Here is a 19,217-nt window from a genome sequence, read left to right on the forward strand (position 1 = left end):
AACCGAGACCTCGATACAGCAATACCTGACACTGTCCTTGAAGTCCCGCAGACAGGACAGTTACCGTCTCCTTGTCGGTAACGTTCAGGGCACCACCAGTCGAATAGCCATGCGTACCAATCGGATCGCGTCCAACGTCTATCCTGTGCGATCACCCGGCTGACCGCAGTCGACCGGCACTCGCTGATGACGGCGCTCAGGCCATTTTGCTCAAGAACCATGACTCCGCTCGGACCTGTAAAGATAACCTGCATTTGGACTAAATGAGGGAGGCCGCCAATCGCAGTACTCTGCTTTAAGACGCCATGCAGCAGGCGCCTGCCTGTCACCCAGCTCGGCAGGCCATAACACGTGACGAAGAGAAGAATGGCCGATCAACACAGTTGATGATACTCGTTCAGCTGGCTCGAGCGAGGGTAAGAAGCGCGCCCCTTCCGTGCGCGTTACGACACAATCTTCATCAAGCTCTGTCCTCCACAGGGCTTCGTCGAGTTGCTGTATCCCGCAACACGATCTCGCTTTCCAACAAGCCCGAGCAATGCATTCTGGCGGTATGGTTTTCGGTGCTTCCTGGATCATCAAGTCGCCGATCACCCGGCCTGCAGACTGCCGTGCCCCAATCAGTTTCAAGCCGTGGGATGGATTTTTACGATCCTTCAGGTGCTGTTCAGTCAAATGACGACGCAGCGGCAACATACGCAAAGTGTATCGTAGCTGACTGCGGTCACTCGGTTGCCCAAAGATGACGACCGAGTGGAAGGAATTGTCAGTTTGGTTCGAACAGCCACCACTACATTTTATGGATTTATCGCCCCTTCATTCGCTTGTGGTCACTCGCCCTTACGGACAGGAGTTACGACGATTTCAGTTCATCTGTTGACCAACGACGGACGTTAGCGGGCCTCATGCTAGGAAAAACGCTGCTACAGCACTTTCGCGCCAACACAGCCGCTTGGATCTCTCGACCTGACCGCTTTGAGGATGAGCTCTCTGAGTTCTGCCCAGGTAGGAACCCAGCCCGCGATCCAGGATCTTGTTAAGCGCTCTGCGGAGATTGCCTCAGCTGCTTTCCGCTGTCTCCTTCGCGAACACCCTGTCGATCAGCATGCCATGTCTTCATTGGCTGTCAGCTAGCTCGTGGAACTCCCTAGCTCATCCACGTGCTGAAGATGAGTAAACACTATGCCGTGCGTTGCGATACAGGTGCCTAGCGGGTGGAATTTCTGGCCGATGCATCCAGTCCACTGTTCTGGTGGTCGTTCGAGAGAACTTTGCGACAATACGATGAAAGTGCGCACAAGCCGATGTTGCCTACGTCTTGATCCAATGCCGCGTCGGTTCTGGCGTTGTCTGTCTGAGTTGGATCAGTCCCTTTTTCATGACCAAGCTTCTGACAGCGTCTTGGTACCTCTTGGTCAAGACGGTGCGAGACTAAGAGCAAGGCAACCACTGAAACTGCCAAATAACTCTGTCACGCTCGTAACCACGACTGCCAATAGCCTGCGCGAAGGCACGCGTAATTGCCCCCGAACAAAACCCTGACAGCTGTCAGGGTTTTGGTACCTGACAGAAACTCATTGGACCAACTATCCCACCCTGCAATTGCTCTCTCCATTAACCCGTAACCGCGCCATAAGCGCTGGACCGAGTGAAAATTCTCCACGTCTTGCCCTAGAGGTAAGACCACGAAGGTATCCGCCAGCCGAATTTATATGGCCGGCTCGCTCAAGAATGCACGCCATGGCTACTGCGGCGTTTTCCGGCCCCATTGCCTCGCAGGCATCTTCATAGGCGGACGGATCAACTCTGAGCATGGAGCGGACAACAACCGCCGCCGCCATCAAGTCACGCCAGCTGTTGACGCCGCCCCCGGGACCGTAAAGGGCTATCTCAGGGCAAGCTCTCAAAACAAACCCCAGCGAGAATGCAGGAATGTTCCGATTCTGCGACCGGATCGGTTCATTCGGTTTTTCTTCAGATCTTTTTCCTAAGCGAGGTTCAGATTCATTATGAGATTCTGTATTTGAATTCTGTATGTGGCGCTCATTCTGAGCATCATAGGTGCTTAAAATATGGTCTTTTCGTTGCATTTCCAGCAAGTTAAGTACTTCTTGCTGGAGCAGGCTCATCTCGGCCAAAATTGACGTCATGTCGCTGAGTGTTGGAGAACGCGGAATTCTGGCAACCAAGTCAATGTAGGCGCCTTCAATTGTGTGCCAGTTGCCGGGTGCACCTTCCTCGACTGCGGCTGTGATAAGCTTCCGGACATCCCGTCGGCAAATTGTCAGCCTCTCCTTGGCTCGGCGAAAGGCAGCGCGATTGGCTGCCACTTGCTGCGCAAGGCCTGCCAATTCTTCAGCGCGGAGAAGGAGAGGTGAAATATCGAAGCCAAATGCGGCTTCGATATCGCCCGCTCGATCCTTTCTGGCGAAGCGCTTGCCATTGGCACTATCCTTCCGCACGATCAGACCCGCCTCCACGAGAGCGGCGAGATGCCTTCGAAGAGTTGCGCCGGCAATGCCATGCGCCCTGACGGTCAGTTGAGCGTTGGACGGGAAGACAACGAGTTGGGCATCCTGGCGGAGTTCCTTGTCCGGATAGAAGCTTAACAGCGCGTCAAGCACTGCCAGGCTGCGATCCTGTAGACCAAGCAATTCCCTGGCTTCGGAGATGTCCCGAAAGATTTTCCACTTGTCAGCCGACTTACCCGGCTTGATCTCGGTCAGAGCGACTTGCCTCGTAACCAAGGCAAGCGACATCGGCCGCCGCCCAAAGGGCGTCGTTACACGACTAATCTGCATTTCCTTCACCTTTTATTCGGCAAAAGAAATCCGCTCACCAAAAAAACGGTGCCAAAACTCTTGACTGGGATTCGAGGAAATGCGATTCTCTAGTTGTCACACAGAGAGAGAGGCTTCCAAGACGGCAACGTTTAGGGGGCCTTTTTCTTTTGCAGCGTTTCCTTTCTTTAACTCCGAAATCCTGACAGCTGTCAGAGTTATCCTTGCTCTCGCAGACGGACAAAGCGCTCGCTGAGCGCCGGGAGTTCCGCCTCAATAAACTTCAAAAATTCGATCCCGACTGAACCTTCGGCGGAAATTCGAACCTCTTTCGAGGAGATCATTAGTGCACCGAGCCGCGTGCCTGCCTTATCTGTGATCGGGCTGGGTTCGCGGCGCGCGCCGGACGCTGGCTTGATGACGTTCAGCACGCGCTGGAACCTCTGATCGGAAGTCTCGGCCTCGCCATCCTTCTTTGCCAACACCGCCCGCATGGCCTCAAGCGTTCCCGAGCCGCCGGCAACCGTCTTGGCAAGTTCAAGCCAGCGCGGCCGTCCGATTTTCGGTGCGCGACCGATGGCCTCGATAATATCTGCCGGAACAATTCTGTAGACATTCCGCATACGAGCGAGTTCGGCATCTTCGATGGAGAGCGCAGCGTAGATGTGACGCGCCTTAATTCCGGCATCATCCATTCGCGATGCAAACAGGGCGCGCTCAATCCAGGTCAGGTCTTGGCGGCCTGCGTTTTCGATACCCTGGGCGAGGACAAGGTCGAGGTCGGAAATTTCGACCTCGATGGCTTGAACTGGCTTGTTGAGCTGCTTGGCCGCGAGCCAGCGCCGATGACCGTAGACAATCTGGTAGCGGCCGGGCGATGATGGGTGTTTTCGGACTTGAACTGGAACCTTCTGCCCCTCGGTCTCTATCGACCGCTTGAACACTTCAAAGCTCGCTCCATCATCATCCGGCAGTCTGTCCGGATAGGGGGAGGGGTCGATATGCGATGGATCCAGCTCGCGAACCGCACCGCCACCGGCCTCAACGAGAGCCTTCAAACGATCCCGCTCTGATCTGATGTCGTCGATCGCACGGTGAGCTGCGCCGATGACACCGGCTCCGACACGATTGCTGGGCGAGGGGGCAGGGGCCGCAGGCTGCTGGTCGTCAGTCAGCTCGTTCTCCAGTGCGGCAGACAGCAGCCCGAAGTTGGCGACGATCGACTTGCGAGGAGATTTACTCATGTCCGCCCCCAGCTGTCGTTGATCAGCCGAACAATTGAGTCATTCACGGCATCCACCGCCTCGCGGGCACGCTTGTGCGTATCGCGCCCGATATGTCCCATCTCAAGCTCGTATATCGACCTTTTTGCCAGGCCAGCGGCCTCAACGGCTGTACTTTCGATGGCCGTCGGCAACAACACGTCTGCACCGAACAGATGCCGGAGCATCGCGACCACTTGCGATTGGGGCGCGTCATTTGGGTTGTGACGTGTGACGAGGTAACGGATGAAGTCCTGGTCCAGCTGGGCACCGTTCTCATTCAGAACGCTAATCAGGTCGCCCATCATGAGAAGGAACTGGCTCATCGACGCCACGTCCAGCATTGCCGGATGGACGGTGATGATCATGCTGGTGGCGGCGTAAATCGCGCTCAAGGTCAGAAAGCCGAGCGACGGCGGAGTATCAAGGATTACAACGTCGTAGTCAGCCTCGACTTCCGACAGGGCAAGTTTCAGCCTCTCGAAGAAGATTGCGCCAGGGTTGGATTTGTTCGCCAGCATGCGCGGCGTTTCGTGCTCATACTCCATGACTTCCAGGTTGCCAGGGATGAGGTCGATGCCATCGAAATATGTCTTTCGAATAATATCGCGGATTGGACGGCGTTCGGCTTCGTCGTAGCGCAAAGCGGCATAGATCGTTTCATTCGATCCAACATCGATCTCCGGCTGGGCGCCGAACAATGCCGACAAGGATGCCTGCGGGTCCAGGTCCAACGCGAGGACGCGGTAGCCATGAAGAGCGAGATAGTGCGCAAGGTGGACACATGTCGTCGTTTTCGCGCTCCCGCCCTTGAAGTTGGCTATCGCAAGCACTTGCAGGTGTTCGCCAGCCTGACGGCGAGGCAGGAACCGCAGCGCATCCAAGGGCTTCTGCTTGGCAAACAGCTCGCGCAATTCATTGATCTGAGGTAGCGTATAGACGCGATGGTTATTCTCTAGACGGCTGGGAACCGGCCCGCGCCCTTCAGTGGACATGAGCTTCAGGGTTGAATCAGGTATTGACGTCAATTTCGACACTTCATTGGTCAAAAATGGACGGAGCGCCTTTTCCGATTTTGGCGGATACATGCGAGTTCTGAGTTGCTGCAATTGCCCGGACAGAAGCCCTGCATGGCGCGTGATTTTGCTGCCAGCATCTTCCTTCAAACCGACACTTGATTCCACTCGATTTGCTATCGCCATCTGTTCCTCTTGTCGGTCTTTCGTCGGTTTGCCGGTTGGTGCCCGCCAAAGGTAGAACACGATTCTGCAAATCCGTCCAGACGTTTAAGGTTAACAGACGGTTAACGGGGGTGGGCACTTTTCACAAGCAATACGGTTTTCTTGTTATGTGGGCAGGAGTTAACCGGACCCGCTGGCACCCTGATCTCGGTTCGTCTGCCGTAATCACTGGTATCTGTCGGCGGGCGAATGCCGGTAACGCATCGATAGGCTCGACCAGGCGCAGTTGAGATAGGCATGTTCATGTCAGAACACGCCACTGTGCGTTATCCCGTATTTTGATAACATTCCAGCGAGTTGGCTTCAGTGTCTCGCTACATCACGAAGGTGCATCGTCATCATTCCGCACCGTTTTAAATGTGGTTAGGGGAGGGGTGAGCGAAGCACAGGCCGTTGGTTCACAAGGAGGAAGTCAGGCCGACCAGTCGGCTTTGGCGCAGTCCTGGGAGATTGTCGATTCGCCACGGTTCTTATGTTTTCAGAACAGCCGCCGGAATCAGAATGGATAACCTTCAGTTCGCGTATTCGACAGATGGCGGCATGCGTAGTCACGGCACCGGTCATTGTGATTACCACGGCATAATCTGCTTTTGTGACCACGGAACCTGACCCGGCGGCCGGAAAAGGCCGAATTTTCTGGGGGAACGGTGGTTATCCCGTTTGCGAGGGCGGATGGAAATTCACTGGGATAAGGCCCGCTGGAAAGAGGTGATTAACCTTTATTTTCTATTGAAAAGGGTGTGCCCATTGCGCGTGAATTTTGAGTGAGCAGGTCCCTATGCGTCTTTCCCGAACCAATTTTTCGAACGGCTTCGATAACACAGGAGATCAGCCCGCAGACCCGGAAAATCGTCTGGGAAAAGCGGAGCCCCAGCGCCGGATCTACGGCGCTCCCGTCGATCTGAAAAGCGACGAGGGTCCATTTGAGCCCGATACGGACGCGATGGCTGAGATCGAAGGGCGGGGGGATGCACCCGTTTGGCAGAGTGCCTTTGTGCTCGGACCGAATGTGCGTTTTACCCGAACACCGGAGAGTGTCTATTCGAAACGGCCCGCGAGTGATGCAAGCAAGGAACCGGAAGGCATTCGCCCGGTTGAACAGGCGGTTTCCGAAGTGGTGGAGACTGTCACTGTAATCGCAGAACAATTGCCGGTCATCGAGCCCGTCGCTGAGGAAGCGATGGTGGTATCCGGCGTTCAATTGCTTTCCCTTCGTCTGAGGCAGGAGCTGGAAACATCGCTGACCGAACCAGCGGTGGCCGAATATACAGGCCTTGCCGATATCGACTTGGCATGCTTTCCGGCGGAGCAGGAGCCGGAGGCTCTAGACGTACCGGAAACGGCGATCAGACATGCCAGTTCCTTCCAGCACGTCTCCGACGAAGTGTTTTGGAACACCCTGGATATGGAAGCTGATATTGCGGCTCTGGCGCCACTCGTGCATTGGCAGCCCCCGGAGGTTCATTCTCCGGCCGGTTCGGTAACTGCGCTCTACCGCGAGATCGGGATCAGGGCGTCCGAGCGCCGCGTTGTTGCGCCAGTCATTAGCCGTCCTGCACCCCTTGTGACTCCCGCGCCGATCGTTGAAGAAATCCGACCGGTTGTGGCCGAGGCCGCAAGTCCTGCCGAAGCCGTACGTGTCACAAAGCCTCCGGTGGCGGTTTCCAGGCCGATCCGGGCCGTCCGTCCCGATACGTTCGTGGCTATCCCGGAAATGACGGCAGAGCCAGGTGCAGCCGAATATGTCTTTCCCCCGATAGACCTCCTGCAGGAGCCGTCCGTCCAGGAAACGGCCGTTATCACCCAGGAAGCGCTGGAGCAGAGTGCTGGCCTGCTCGAAAGTGTGCTTGAGGATTTTGGCGTCCGCGGCGAGATCATCGATGTTCGCCCAGGCCCCGTCGTTACACTTTACGAATTCGAACCGGCACCGGGCGTGAAATCGTCGCGCGTCATCGGTCTTGCCGACGACATTGCCCGGTCGATGTCGGCGCTCTCGGCGCGCGTGGCCGTCGTACCCGGCCGCAATGTGATTGGTATCGAGCTGCCGAACCCTGTGCGCGAAACGGTGTATTTCCGCGAGTTGATCGAGTCTGAAAACTACGAGGAAACACGCTTCAAGCTGGCGCTTTGCCTCGGCAAGACCATCGGCGGCGAACCGGTGATCGCAGAACTCGCCAAGATGCCGCATCTTCTGGTGGCGGGCACCACAGGTTCGGGCAAATCGGTGGCGATCAACACGATGATCCTGTCCTTGCTCTACCGGCTGAAGCCGGAGGAATGCCGGCTGATCATGGTCGATCCGAAGATGCTGGAACTGTCGGTCTATGACGGCATACCGCATCTCCTGACGCCTGTAGTCACCGACCCGAAAAAGGCGGTGATGGCACTGAAATGGGCCGTGCGCGAAATGGAAGACCGTTACCGCAAGATGTCGCGCCTTGGCGTGCGCAATATCGACGGCTACAACGCGCGTGCTGCAATGGCCCGCTCAAAGGGCGAAACAATCCTATGTAGTGTCCAGACGGGCTTTGACCGCTCGACCGGCGAGCCGATCTTCGAACAGGAGGAAATGGATCTCGCCCCGATGCCCTATATCGTGGTCATCGTTGATGAGATGGCTGACTTGATGATGGTCGCCGGCAAGGAGATCGAGGGCGCGATCCAGCGCCTGGCGCAGATGGCCCGTGCCGCCGGTATCCACCTGATCATGGCAACACAACGCCCGTCGGTTGACGTCATCACCGGCACGATCAAGGCAAACTTCCCGACCCGGATTTCTTTCCAGGTCACTTCGAAGATCGACAGCCGCACCATTTTGGGCGAGCAGGGGGCCGAGCATCTGCTGGGGCAGGGCGATATGCTGCACATGGTGGGCGGCGGCCGGATCGCCCGCGTTCACGGGCCGTTCGTCTCCGATGAGGAAGTCGAAAAGGTCGTCGCGCATCTGAAGACGCAAGGCCGTCCGGAATATCTGGGCACCGTGACGGAGGATGCGGAGGAAATGGACGCGACAGCCGAAGAGGACGCTGCGGTGTTCGACAAGGGTGCAATGGCAGAAGAGGATGGCAACGACCTCTACGACAAGGCGGTCAAGGTCGTGCTACGCGACAAGAAGTGCTCCACGTCCTACATCCAGCGCCGTCTACAGATAGGCTACAACAGAGCAGCTTCGCTGGTCGAACGGATGGAGCGGGAAGGACTGGTCGGATCGGCAAACCATGTCGGTAAACGGTCGATCCTGTCGGCAGGCCGCGAAGTCGCGGAAATGCCTACCGGCGATGAGGAATAAGCGGGATGGCGCCCTGCAGTGTACCAAGCAGGGCGCTTCCTGTGGTATGAATGTGTCGAGTTGGGTTGGTTGAAAGGCACGGTCCAGCGGCCGTGCAGTTGCTGGCGCTGTATGTTTAGAGCGCCAAAAGGAGATCAACTCCGATGCAGTTAGCGGGCCGGACAAATCTGAGTTGTCGCTGGAGACTACCGTGATCGATAACGATATTATCGATCCTTTTTACAAGAAAACAGCCGGTGCGGATTTCTATCTTATTGACGACATAAATCGCACATAGCGGTTCGCGTGAACATCATGGCGCTGGCTCGCCCCGGTCAGTCGCGAATGCATGATCACAATGCGCAGCCAAGCCCTAGCAATAGAAAGTTATCTCAGCCTGTGCCGCACACAACTAAGCCAAGTTGAGGCAACCGGTATCCCGGCGATCTGGTTAGTGGTGACTTCCATTGGATCGGCGTCAGTGCCTACGCAGCCGCTTTTCAAACCCATGCGTGTGTTGCTGTATCCAACGATAGATCGTGGAATGATCGGCTGGTATGCCAAGTTCATCTATCAACTGGTCAAGGTCACGCAGGATGTGACGGCATAGCGGAATGGACCGCGCGAACTGAAGAACCTGCAGCGATATCTCGCGTAACAAAAGCACGTCAACGTGATAGGGATCGGCTTACGCGGGAAACATCGGGGCCAGCGGTCACCACACGTCGCGTAAAAAGGCCGGAGACAAGACTGCGCCCGATCCGCAAAGCTTCCATACCGGCCGAAGTCACATTGCCAAACTGGCGCCATCCAGGCATGACGTCACTCGGGCCACCGTTCCATTTATCGTCCGGCGGATTCGTGGAGGCTGCGAAACCTTGCCGCGGCCTCTGTCCTGTTGTGAACTCCCAACTTCCGAATGATGTGGTGTAGGTGGATTTTGACGGTATGCTCGGACAGTCCACACTCGGCAGCAATCAACTTGTTTTGGAGACCGTGAGAAACCATTCCGAGTATCTGCGATTCGCGGGTGGTTAGTTCTGCCATATTGGCAGTTTGGCTCTGGGCAACGCCATCTTTTGCATAAGGGGCATTCTGGCCGCGGAGTTTTGCCTGAAGGATCAATCCGGGAGGCAGGTACTCCCCGCCACACAGCAGCAAGCGTACGATTGACAACCAGACATCGAGCCGGAGGTCCATTGGTAGCACACTGCGAATGAGCGAAGAGGCAAGCACATCGCTCAGGGACGTGACCAAGACTTTATCATAGGGCTCTATAACGGCGGCCAATGCGTGAGGATGCATGCGCAGGAGTTCCGCTGAGGCTGCTTCGGCTTTTCTCATCAAGGTTACATCGACCAGGATGAGCCCGACGGGATGAGCAAAGGCTGCACATGCAGTGTCGACAGTATCAGTCTGTTCGACCCGTACCCACGGGAACTCACGCTCAATCGCGTTGATAAGGGATTTTGAGACGCTCCCGCTGTTCGTCAGGATCAAAATGACGCGTTGTGGCTCAAGATGCCTTCTGGCTCCTGCGGCGTCATGCTCATTCCCGTCCAACAGCATCATATCCTTACCCATCACTCTCAGTTCGCCTGCGCTGGTAATGGCTACAGAGCGAACGGAATCCACGCGTCGGGGCACACTATCTTACGTCGCCAACATCCGCGACGGCCCAAAAGGGTTGAGACTGGACCGGCGATGTTCAATGCGCCCGGAGAGATTGCGGCATGACCCTTATCCAAATGGGCGAAGTGGGTAGCATACCCAGTCTCCCAGCGGTGGTAAGCACTTGTGTTCGTCCTTTACCTCTCGTCTACCGCCGTCCGCCTTTGGATCGGTCTAGATCAATCGATATAAATGCCATCATACCCACTGCGCGCCGTGCATTGCGTTCTCAACCATATTGATGAAGCAAAGCCGCCGCTCTTCCCCCTTCTCAATCTCTGTCCAATCGGCACACTGAAACCAATTCGCTGCATCCCGTCCTGGGACAGTTTTGTGTTTTTAGCTTGGAGAATACATTGATTGTATCTTTCTGGCGGTACGGTGGCTTCCTTCGAACGACGTTCGCTGTGGCCACTTTGAGTGTTCTCGGCGGTGCGTTTTCCCCCGTTCTGGCGGACAGTGATCAATTGCCGCCGCAAACAAAAATTCGCTTAACGGTCGTACAGTGGCTGCCCACAAAGGGCAGTTATGAAAAGTGGGATGCGCTTGGTGGCGATTTCCTGATTTCGCAGGAAAAGACGGTGTCGCTTCCGATCATCGGCACGATGTCAGTCGGACATCTCGATGGCGCCGGTCTTGCTGCGGAAATTGCCAAGCAGCTAAAGACGAAAATCGGGTTGGTGCAGACCCCCGAGGCGACCGTCGAGATTCTCGAACAGCCGCCGATCTATGTGGTTGGTGACGTCAACAAGCCCGGCGAATACAAATTTCATCCAGGGCTGACGGTTCTGCAATCCTTAGCGATGAGCGGCGGGGAATTGAGGTCATCAAACGCGTCGCAGGCGGGCGCAGACAAGACGGGTTATGTCGGTCAACTGCAGGAGATCGGCAACACAATCTTGCGCAGCAAGGTCAAGATTGCCCGGCTGCAGGCTGAAATTTCAGGCGCCAAGGAAATGCGCCTTGCGCCAGAAATGGAGGACAGCCATGGGGTCGCCTCGGCAATTTTCGAGCAGGAAAAGATTATTTTCGCCGCTCGCATGAATGACATGGATCGCCAATCTAAGTCCTACACTGAACTGCGCGATCTATTGACGTTGGAAATAGCCACGATCGGAAAGAAGATCGACAGTACGGATGAGGATATCGCTTCGGTCGAAAAAGAACTGACCAATGTCAAAAGCATGGTCGAGCGGGGCATTGCTCTTCCGACGCGTCAGTCGGACCTTGAACGCACATTGCGCAGCTACCATGGAAATCGGCTGGATCTATCGACCGCCATCATGCGAGCTCGCCAAAACATCGCCGAAACAACACGCAACCTGGATGGCCTTTACGACAAGCAGCGTACGGAAGTCGCTGTTGAACTCCAATCGGAACAGGCCAGCCTCGACCAGCAAAACCTGAAGCGTGAAACAACGCAGAAGCTATTGCTGGAGGCGCTGTCGGGGGACGCAACTTCTCAAGTCGGCGCCGGCGCGATGATGCTGGCGTTCAGCATCATGCGGCAGGAAGGCTCTGGCGTCCGGGAAATTCTAGCCTCGGATTCAACCGTCCTTCTGCCGGGTGATGTCGTGCGGGTTCTTCGCAAAATGTCTCCAACGCCTGCTGATGCAACTGCTCGGACGGGTGAGCAGAACGCGCAATCCGAACAGGCCAGTCAATGAGGAACCGGGCACTTTGCCTGGCGACCGACACGCTGCGTGGACCAGACCAATCGGGGCAACGAGACAAAGAGAGCAAGGCATAAAGATGAAGGGGATCATACTTGCCGGTGGTAGCGGCACACGTCTCTACCCTCTGACAATCGCGGTATCGAAGCAGATGCTGCCAATCTACGACAAACCGATGATTTTCTATCCCTTGAGCGTTTTGATGCTTGCCGGAATCCGCGAGATTCTCATCATTTCCACACCCCGCGATCTGCCCTGCTTTCAAGAGCTGTTTGGTGACGGTTCCGATTTCGGCCTGAATCTCTCCTACGCCGAACAGACCCATCCGAACGGGCTGGCCGAGGCCTTCATCATTGGCCGCGACTTCATCGGCAAGGACAATGTCGCGATGATCCTCGGCGACAACATTTTCTTCGGACACGGGCTTCCGGACGTTTGCCGGCAGGCGACTGCACGGCAAAAAGGTGCCTCCGTCTTTGCCTACCACGTCGAAGATCCGGAACGCTACGGCGTGGTCAGCTTCGACAGGGCAACAGGCAGGGCGATGACGATTGAGGAGAAGCCTACCAAGCCAAAATCCAATTGGGCCGTGACCGGGCTGTACTTCTATGACAACGATGTCATCGAAATTGCCTCCTCCATCAAGCCCTCTGAGCGGGGTGAGCTTGAGATTACCGCCGTCAACAACATCTACCTTGAAAGGGGCGATCTGCATGTCTGCCAGCTCGGCCGCGGCTATGCCTGGCTGGATACCGGCACATACGACAGTTTGCAGGATGCCTCCTCGTTCGTCCGTACTGTCGAGCGCCGGCAAGGTATTCAGATCGCGTGTCCGGAGGAAATTGCCTTGGATATGGGGTGGCTTCAGCCACAGGACGTGCTGCGGCGTGCATGTCTCCTCGGGAAAACAGCTTATGCCACTTATCTCCGCCAGTGTGTGGAGGATTACGCGGCATGAGCCTCCAGATTAAATCCCTCGGGCTCGATGGCGTGATAGAGATCCTTCCGCCGAAATTCGAAGACGACCGGGGCTTCTTTTCCGAGACGTGGAACGCAGAACTTCTTTGCGAGCACGGTGTGAAACTCGGTTTTGTTCAGGACAACCACTCGCGCTCCATTGCAACGGGGGTGCTACGTGGCCTGCATTACCAGCTGCCGCCATACGCGCAGGACAAGCTGGTCCGCGTGATAAAGGGCTCCATCTTCGACGTGGTCGTTGATATCCGGCGCGGTTCTCCCAGCTTCGCGCACTGGACCGCTCTGCGGATTTCTGCTGCCAAATGGAACCAGGTGCTCGTCCCGAGGGGCTTTGCCCACGGTTTTCTGACGCTCGAGCCGGATACCGAGGTGGTTTATAAGGTCACCAATCCCTACTCCGCCAGCCATAGTCGCTCCATACGCTTTGATGATCCCGACATCGGCATCATCTGGCCGATGAACGCCTCAACGTTTCAACTTTCTGAGAATGATCGGCTGGCGCCGTCCCTGGAGACAGCGGAAATCTTCGATATGCACGGGGAGGGCGGGCAATGAACACTCTCGTGACGGGAGGTGCAGGTTTTATCGGTTCAGCACTTTGCAGGCATCTGGTTTCCGCCGGCGAGAATGTCCTCAACGTTGATAAGCTCACCTATGCCGGCAGCTTGGCTTCGCTCCGGTCCATCGAGAATTGCGCGAACTATCGCTTTGTCAACGCCGATATCGGTGACGAAGTGGTGTTGGGCGAGTTGATGAGGCGGGAAAGGATCGACCGCGTCATCCATCTGGCAGCCGAAACCCATGTGGACCGGTCGATCGATGGGCCGGGCCAGTTCATCGAAACCAACATTGTCGGCACGTTCCAGCTGCTCCAGACGACGTTGAAATACTGGCGCCAGCTATCTGGTGCGGTAAGACAACAATTCCGCTTCCATCACGTGTCCACCGACGAGGTCTTCGGTGACCTTCCGTTCGACGGCAGCACCTTCAACGAGCAAACCCCTTATGCGCCGTCATCGCCCTATTCCGCGTCGAAAGCGGCATCGGATCATCTGGTTCGCGCCTGGCACCAGACATTTGGCCTGCCGATCGTGATGTCCAATTGCTCGAACAACTACGGCCCATACCATTTTCCGGAAAAACTGATCCCCCTCGTGATCTTGAACGCCCTCGACGAAAAGCCGTTGCCTATCTATGGCGCAGGCACGAACGTCCGTGATTGGCTCTATGTCGAGGATCATGCGCGCGCACTCGCGCTGATCGCAAGCGAGGGCACGATCGGCGAAAGTTACAACATCGGTGGAAGCTGTGAGCGCAGCAATCTCGCGGTGGTGCAGGCAATTTGCGACATTCTAGACCGCACCAAGCCTCGCGGCCGCCAAAGAAGCTACCGCGATCTTATCTGTTTCGTGGATGACAGGCCCGGCCATGATCGCCGTTACGCGATGAACACAGCGAAAATAGAAAGTCATCTGGGCTGGAAACCACAGGAGACTTTTGAAACCGGACTGGTCAAAACAATTGCCTGGTATCTCGAGAATGAATGGTGGTGGAAGCCTATTCGCGAAGGCACCTATGCTGGCGCCCGCCTCGGTCGATTGGCAGCCGTGCAATGAAAATCCTGGTGACCGGTTTGAAGGGGCAGGTTGTCACCAGCCTTGTCGAAGCTGCCGCGGCTAGGGATGACATAGAGTTGATCACAGTTGGCCGGCCGGATTTCGACCTCACAGATCCTTCGTCGGTCAGGCAGGCAATACTTGCAGCGAAACCTGAAATCGTTGTGTCGGCTGCCGCTTACACAGCGGTCGATCGAGCCGAGGATGAACGCAACCTGGCTTACGCAATCAACGTGACAGGCGCCGCCGCTGTCGCGGAGGCGGCTGCCGCGTTGCGTGTGCCGATCATTCATCTGTCCACTGATTACGTTTTTTCCGGAACGGATCCCTATCCTTACCTGGAGGATGACGAGGCCGAACCGAAGACCGTGTACGGCTATACCAAGCTGCGCAGCGAGCGCGCTGTTGCAAGCGTCAATCCTCGCCACATAATCCTACGGACAAGCTGGGTCTACAGTCCGTTTGGCACCAATTTTGTGCGAACCATGCTGCGTATCGCCCCCGAACGGGAGAGTATTGGCGTTGTTTCCGATCAGTGGGGCAATCCGACATCAGCTCTGGACCTGGCGGAGGCGATCCTTCTCATCGCGACGTATCCGGACAGACATTATACCGGCATCTATCACTTCACAGGGACGGGTGAGATAAATTGGTCAGGTTTTGCCCGGCATGTTTTCGAGGTGAGCCGGGTCCATGGCGGTCCTTTCGCAGACGTGGAAGACATTCTGTCGTCCGCTTACCGCACCCGGGCCAAACGCCCAGCGAACTCATGCCTTTCAACTGACAAGTTCGAAAGAGCGTTCGGCCAGCGAGCGCCAAGCTGGCAATCGAGCGTAGAAACGGTTGTCCGGCGCATTATCGACAGGGACTACCCCCGTTTCTCTTCGCCGGTGCACGGCAGGCATAAGGCTTGAAATCCCATGAATGCACGCGAAACCCCGTCCGAGGGCCAAACTTACACGCAGATTCTCAAGTCGACAGCCTTGATGGGCGGGTCGTCATTGATAACCGTGGGATTTTCCATCATCCGCAACAAGGCGATGGCCCTGATCCTTGGACCTGAAGGTGTGGGGTTGATGGCTATCTACAGCTCGATCGCCGACATCGCCCAGGCCGTTGCAGGCTTGGGGGTTCAGTCGAGTGGCGTGCGTCAAATTGCCGAGGCGGTTGGGACGGGGGATGCTGAAAAGATAGCAGGAACAGCATTCATTCTTCAGCGAATATCCATTGGGCTGGGTATTGCCGGTACGGTCCTGCTTGCTGCCCTCGCATTTCCGGCTGCGCGCCTCACGTTTGGAGATCATCAGCACGCCACCAGCGTTGCGTTCCTCTCGCTTGCGATTTTCTTCCGGCTTGCTTCGGCGGGGCAGACCGCAATGATTCAAGGGATGCGGGAAATCTCAATCCTTGCCCGCATCAACCTTTTGGGCGCATTCTGGTCAACAGTGGTCACCATTCCCCTTATCTACTACTTTGGCTTTGAAGGGGTTGTACCGTCTCTCATCGCCTCCGCCGCGCTGACACTGCTTATTTCCTGGTGGTACAGCAGGAAGATATCGCAAGGTGCAACCAATCTGTCTGCTCCGCAGTTCAAGCAGGAACTGGGGGGGCTTTTGAAACTTGGCCTTGTCTTCATGGCCAGCGGCTTGCTCACTCTTGCGACCGCTTATGTCGTGCGTATCATCGTCCTGCAGCACGGCGGCATTGTCGCGGCCGGGCTGTATCAAGCCGCCTGGGCGCTCGGCAGCCTTTATGCGGGCTTCATCCTTCAGGCGATGGGTACTGATTTCTATCCGCGTCTGACAGCGGTTGCCGGCGATCATGCTGCATGTAACCGCCTCGTCAATGAGCAGGCGCGAGTCAGCATCCTGCTCGCCTTCCCCGGGGTTCTCGCAACGTTGACGTTTGCGCCTATCGTCATGCAGTTGTTTTATTCCCCTGAATTTTATGGCGCTGCAGATCTCCTGCGCTGGATTTGCCTGGGGATGCTGCTTCGCATCATTGCATGGCCCATGGGCTACATCGTGCTGGCGAAAGGCGAACAGGGTGTCTTTTTCTGGACGGAAGTTGCCGCAACGGTGGTACATATTGGTCTGGCTTGGTTGCTGGTGTCGGAATTCGGCCTGATTGGCTCGGCGGCCGCATTTTTTGGGCTTTACCTCTGGCACAGTCTGCTCATTTACTTTTTCGCACGCAAACTCACGGGATTCCGCTGGTCCCCCGCCAATCTCAAAATCGGATTGATCTTCATCGCCGCGTCGGCGCTGATCTTCAGCGCAACGCTTGTCCTGCCGTTCTGGCAAGCCACTGCGCTAGGCTCTCTTGCCGTGGTGTTGAGCGGGCTGTATTCGCTGAAAATGCTGATAGGGCTATTGCCGCCGGAATTGCTTCCGCTGCCGATCAGAAGGTGGGTTCTCCGAACGACTTGAGAGATGGCCCGAGCCGGGGGAAGCCGCCGAACACACCATCCAGCGCAGAGCGCCCCTTGACGAGATGGGCTCGCAAGAGGCGCGCGGTTTTTCAATTAGAAGATTAGATGTGAAGAGGAGATCAAGCGGTCGCCCTTTGCGGTGCCACGCACAGCTTGCGGAGCGCGTCCGCCACGAACAAAACCTCTTCATCGGTCAGCTGCGCAAACAGCGGAAGAATGATCGCCCCCTCCTGTGCTGCCACGCTTCTGGGAAGCTGGCTTGCGGCGACCCGATGCGTGGTGCTGTCCGCATAGGCGTCTTCGCGATGAATGTTCATGATGCCGCGCCGGGTTGAAATTCCCTTGTCGAGCAGCACCTGCATGGTTTCCCTTTGGTCGAGCCAAGGCGGAAGCATGACGCAATAGCTCTGCCAGTTGCTGCGTGCCCAGGAGGGCTCGACGGGTGTTTCAAGCCATGTAATATCGCGAAGCTCCTGTCGATAGAGCTCGGCAAGATGACGCCGTCGCGATATCAGTTCCGGCAGCCGGGTCAATTGTACCCGGCCCATGGCGGCCTGAAGATCGGTCATGCGGTAGTTGTAGCCGAGCTCCGGATATCCTTCATAGATCACCTGGCGCGAGCCGTGGCGGACTGTATCGGGCACGCTCATACCGTGTTGCCGCCACAGACGAAACTTGCGGTCATACTCAGGATTCGCGGTTGTCAGCATGCCTCCGTCGCCGGTCGTGACGACCTTTCGGGGGTGAAACGAAAAACAGGCTATATCGCCACGCGGCCGGCCGATTTTTTCCCACTGGCCGTTCCAGAGTATTTCGCTCCCGGTCGCGCAAGCCGCATCCTCGATGACCGGAATATCATTGCTCCGGCCGATCTCGACGATTGCTGCAAGATTGCAGGGCATGCCGAGTTGATGCACACACAAGATCGCTTTCGTTCGAGGTGTGATTTCCGCCTGGATCAACTCCGGATCAATATTGAATCCGCTGGTTTCGATGTCGATGAAAACGGGAACCCCGCCCAGATACCGGATGGCATTTGCCGTTGCGATGAACGTATGGCTGACAGTTATGACCTCGTCACCCGGGCCGATCCCAACAGCCTTCAACGCAAGGTGCAGAGCCGTCGTGCAGTTTGAAACCGCACAGGCATGTTCGGTTTGAACGTAAGCCGCAAACTCACTCTCGAATGCAGCAACCTCCGGACCTTGTGTGACCCAGCCGGACAACACAACACGGCGGACTGCCTCTACCTCCAATTCATCGAGGAGGGGCTTGGCGACGGGAATCTGCGGAAGCGCCTGGCTCATGCGGCTTGCCCCCCGATTTCCAGCGCTCTTTCCTTGCGCCACCAGTCGACAAGGCCGCGAAGTCCATCTTCAAGTGTGATCTGAGCCTTGAAGTTCAACATGCTCTCCGCCTTGCTCGTGTCGGCAAGCCGGCGCGACACCGCGTTCACTTTGCGCGCCGCCTGATGCTGCGGTTCCATCGACGCGTTCATCACGCCGGTCAACAGCTGCGCGAGTTCCAGCAGACTGGTTTCCGTACCACTCGCGACGTTGAAGACCTCGTCGGTGACATCAGACTGTGCCGCCAGCATGTTTGCGCGCGCAATATCGTGGATGTGGACGAAATCCATCGTCTGGCTGCCATCCCCGTTGATGAGCGGCGGCAGGCCCGCCGATATCCGCTCCATCCACCGGATCAGCACTTCGGTATAGGCGCCGTAGACATCCATGCGCGGGCCGTAGACGTTGAAGTAGCGCAAGGCGACATAGTTCAAGCCGTACATTTCCGCGAAGCTGCGCAGCAGCCCCTCGTTGAAGGTTTTGGCGGCACCGTAGATCGTCCGGTTGTTGTAGGGATGGTGTTCCTCGGTTGTCGGAAAACTGTCCGCAAGCCCCAGAACGGACGCCGAGGAGGCGGCAATCACTTTTTCCACCTTGGCCTTAACCGCCGCTTCAAGAACATTGAATGTTCCCCCTGCCAGAACGTCAAAGGCAAGACGGGGTTCTTCGGCGCACTGCGTGATCCGGATTGCCGCCTGGTGGAAGACGATATCGACACCATCGAAATGTTTTTCCAGCAACGCCCGATCGCGGATATCGCCTTCGATGATTGTCAGTGGAAAGGCCGCGGAAGCCTGCGCGAGGTTTTCGCGCCGTCCGCGCACGAAATTGTCCAGGATCAGGATTTCGCGCGGTTGCTCGAGAGCAACGAGATCAGCAATGTGTGATCCAACGAGACCGGCACCGCCAGTGATGAGTATCCGCTTGTCTTTCATGATCTGTCCCCAACGT

General features: G+C 56.6%; 14 protein-coding genes. 8 read left to right on the plus strand and 6 right to left on the minus strand.

Annotation, left to right across the window (positions count from 1 at the left end; translation table 11 throughout):
• Positions 1–1,586: 1,586 nt before the first annotated feature.
• From repC to repA, 3 genes are all read right to left on the minus strand, one after another.
• Positions 1,587–2,801, minus strand: coding sequence for a plasmid replication protein RepC (repC, locus tag ASC96_RS18315; RefSeq protein WP_060504565.1), 1,215 nt, complete (start codon positions 2,799–2,801; stop codon positions 1,587–1,589).
• A 197-nt stretch (positions 2,802–2,998) separates the two neighbouring features.
• Complete coding sequence (gene repB / locus ASC96_RS18320) at positions 2,999–4,024, minus strand: plasmid partitioning protein RepB (protein ID WP_060504566.1); 1,026 nt, start codon at positions 4,022–4,024, stop codon at positions 2,999–3,001.
• Complete coding sequence (gene repA, locus ASC96_RS18325) at positions 4,021–5,244, minus strand: plasmid partitioning protein RepA (protein ID WP_060504567.1); 1,224 nt, start codon at positions 5,242–5,244, stop codon at positions 4,021–4,023. The genes repB and repA overlap by 4 nt, the downstream gene beginning before the upstream one ends.
• A gap of 817 nt (positions 5,245–6,061) precedes the next feature.
• Here repA and ASC96_RS18330 point away from each other — a divergent pair.
• Together ASC96_RS18330 and ASC96_RS32790 are read left to right on the plus strand one after the other, a co-directional pair.
• A complete protein-coding gene (locus ASC96_RS18330; RefSeq protein ID WP_082512157.1) occupies positions 6,062–8,572 on the plus strand; it encodes a DNA translocase FtsK in 2,511 nt (836 codons plus the stop codon).
• Between the two features lie 337 nt (positions 8,573–8,909).
• Positions 8,910–9,161 carry a hypothetical protein gene (locus ASC96_RS32790; protein ID WP_210171871.1) on the plus strand — a complete coding sequence of 84 codons (252 nt, stop codon included), beginning with the start codon at positions 8,910–8,912 and terminating at the stop codon, positions 9,159–9,161.
• Positions 9,162–9,394: 233 nt separating this feature from the next.
• On the opposite strand, the gene ASC96_RS18335 is transcribed toward ASC96_RS32790, so the two are convergent.
• On the minus strand, positions 9,395–10,120 hold the full coding sequence (locus tag ASC96_RS18335) for a response regulator transcription factor (protein ID WP_082512161.1): 726 nt from the start codon (positions 10,118–10,120) through the stop codon (positions 9,395–9,397).
• 446 nt (positions 10,121–10,566) lie between these two features.
• Between ASC96_RS18335 and ASC96_RS18340 the strand changes: the two genes are divergently transcribed.
• The 6 genes from ASC96_RS18340 to ASC96_RS18365 all read left to right on the plus strand — a co-directional run bounded on the left by ASC96_RS18340 (position 10,567) and on the right by ASC96_RS18365 (position 16,918).
• Positions 10,567–11,889 (plus strand): exopolysaccharide biosynthesis protein, encoded by a 1,323-nt coding sequence (locus ASC96_RS18340; protein WP_244482172.1) that lies wholly within the window; start codon positions 10,567–10,569, stop codon positions 11,887–11,889.
• Positions 11,890–11,974: 85 nt separating this feature from the next.
• Positions 11,975–12,853, plus strand: a complete 879-nt coding sequence (gene rfbA, locus ASC96_RS18345; protein WP_060504569.1) for a glucose-1-phosphate thymidylyltransferase RfbA — start codon at positions 11,975–11,977, stop codon at positions 12,851–12,853.
• Positions 12,850–13,428: a dTDP-4-dehydrorhamnose 3,5-epimerase gene (gene rfbC / locus ASC96_RS18350; RefSeq protein WP_060504570.1), complete on the plus strand. Its 579-nt coding sequence runs from the start codon at positions 12,850–12,852 to the stop codon at positions 13,426–13,428. Before rfbA ends, rfbC begins: the two co-directional genes overlap by 4 nt.
• Positions 13,425–14,489, plus strand: a complete 1,065-nt coding sequence (gene rfbB, locus ASC96_RS18355; protein ID WP_060504571.1) for a dTDP-glucose 4,6-dehydratase — start codon at positions 13,425–13,427, stop codon at positions 14,487–14,489. The genes rfbC and rfbB overlap by 4 nt, the downstream gene beginning before the upstream one ends.
• Positions 14,486–15,403: a dTDP-4-dehydrorhamnose reductase gene (gene rfbD / locus ASC96_RS18360; protein ID WP_060504572.1), complete on the plus strand. Its 918-nt coding sequence runs from the start codon at positions 14,486–14,488 to the stop codon at positions 15,401–15,403. Before rfbB ends, rfbD begins: the two co-directional genes overlap by 4 nt.
• Positions 15,404–15,409: 6 nt before the next feature.
• Entirely contained in the window at positions 15,410–16,918 is a 1,509-nt protein-coding gene (locus ASC96_RS18365) for an O-antigen translocase (protein ID WP_060504573.1), read from the plus strand.
• 121 nt (positions 16,919–17,039) lie between these two features.
• Here ASC96_RS18365 and ASC96_RS18370 read toward each other — a convergent pair whose 3' ends face one another.
• Positions 17,040–18,227, minus strand: a complete 1,188-nt coding sequence (locus ASC96_RS18370; protein WP_060504574.1) for a DegT/DnrJ/EryC1/StrS family aminotransferase — start codon at positions 18,225–18,227, stop codon at positions 17,040–17,042.
• Positions 18,224–19,201: an NAD-dependent epimerase/dehydratase family protein gene (locus ASC96_RS18375; protein WP_060504575.1), complete on the minus strand. Its 978-nt coding sequence runs from the start codon at positions 19,199–19,201 to the stop codon at positions 18,224–18,226. The genes ASC96_RS18370 and ASC96_RS18375 overlap by 4 nt, the downstream gene beginning before the upstream one ends.
• Positions 19,202–19,217 lie beyond the last annotated feature (16 nt).

Source organism: Rhizobium sp. Root1204 (genome assembly GCF_001424965.1).
In the GTDB taxonomy this organism is placed as follows: Bacteria; Pseudomonadota; Alphaproteobacteria; order Rhizobiales; family Rhizobiaceae; genus Pararhizobium.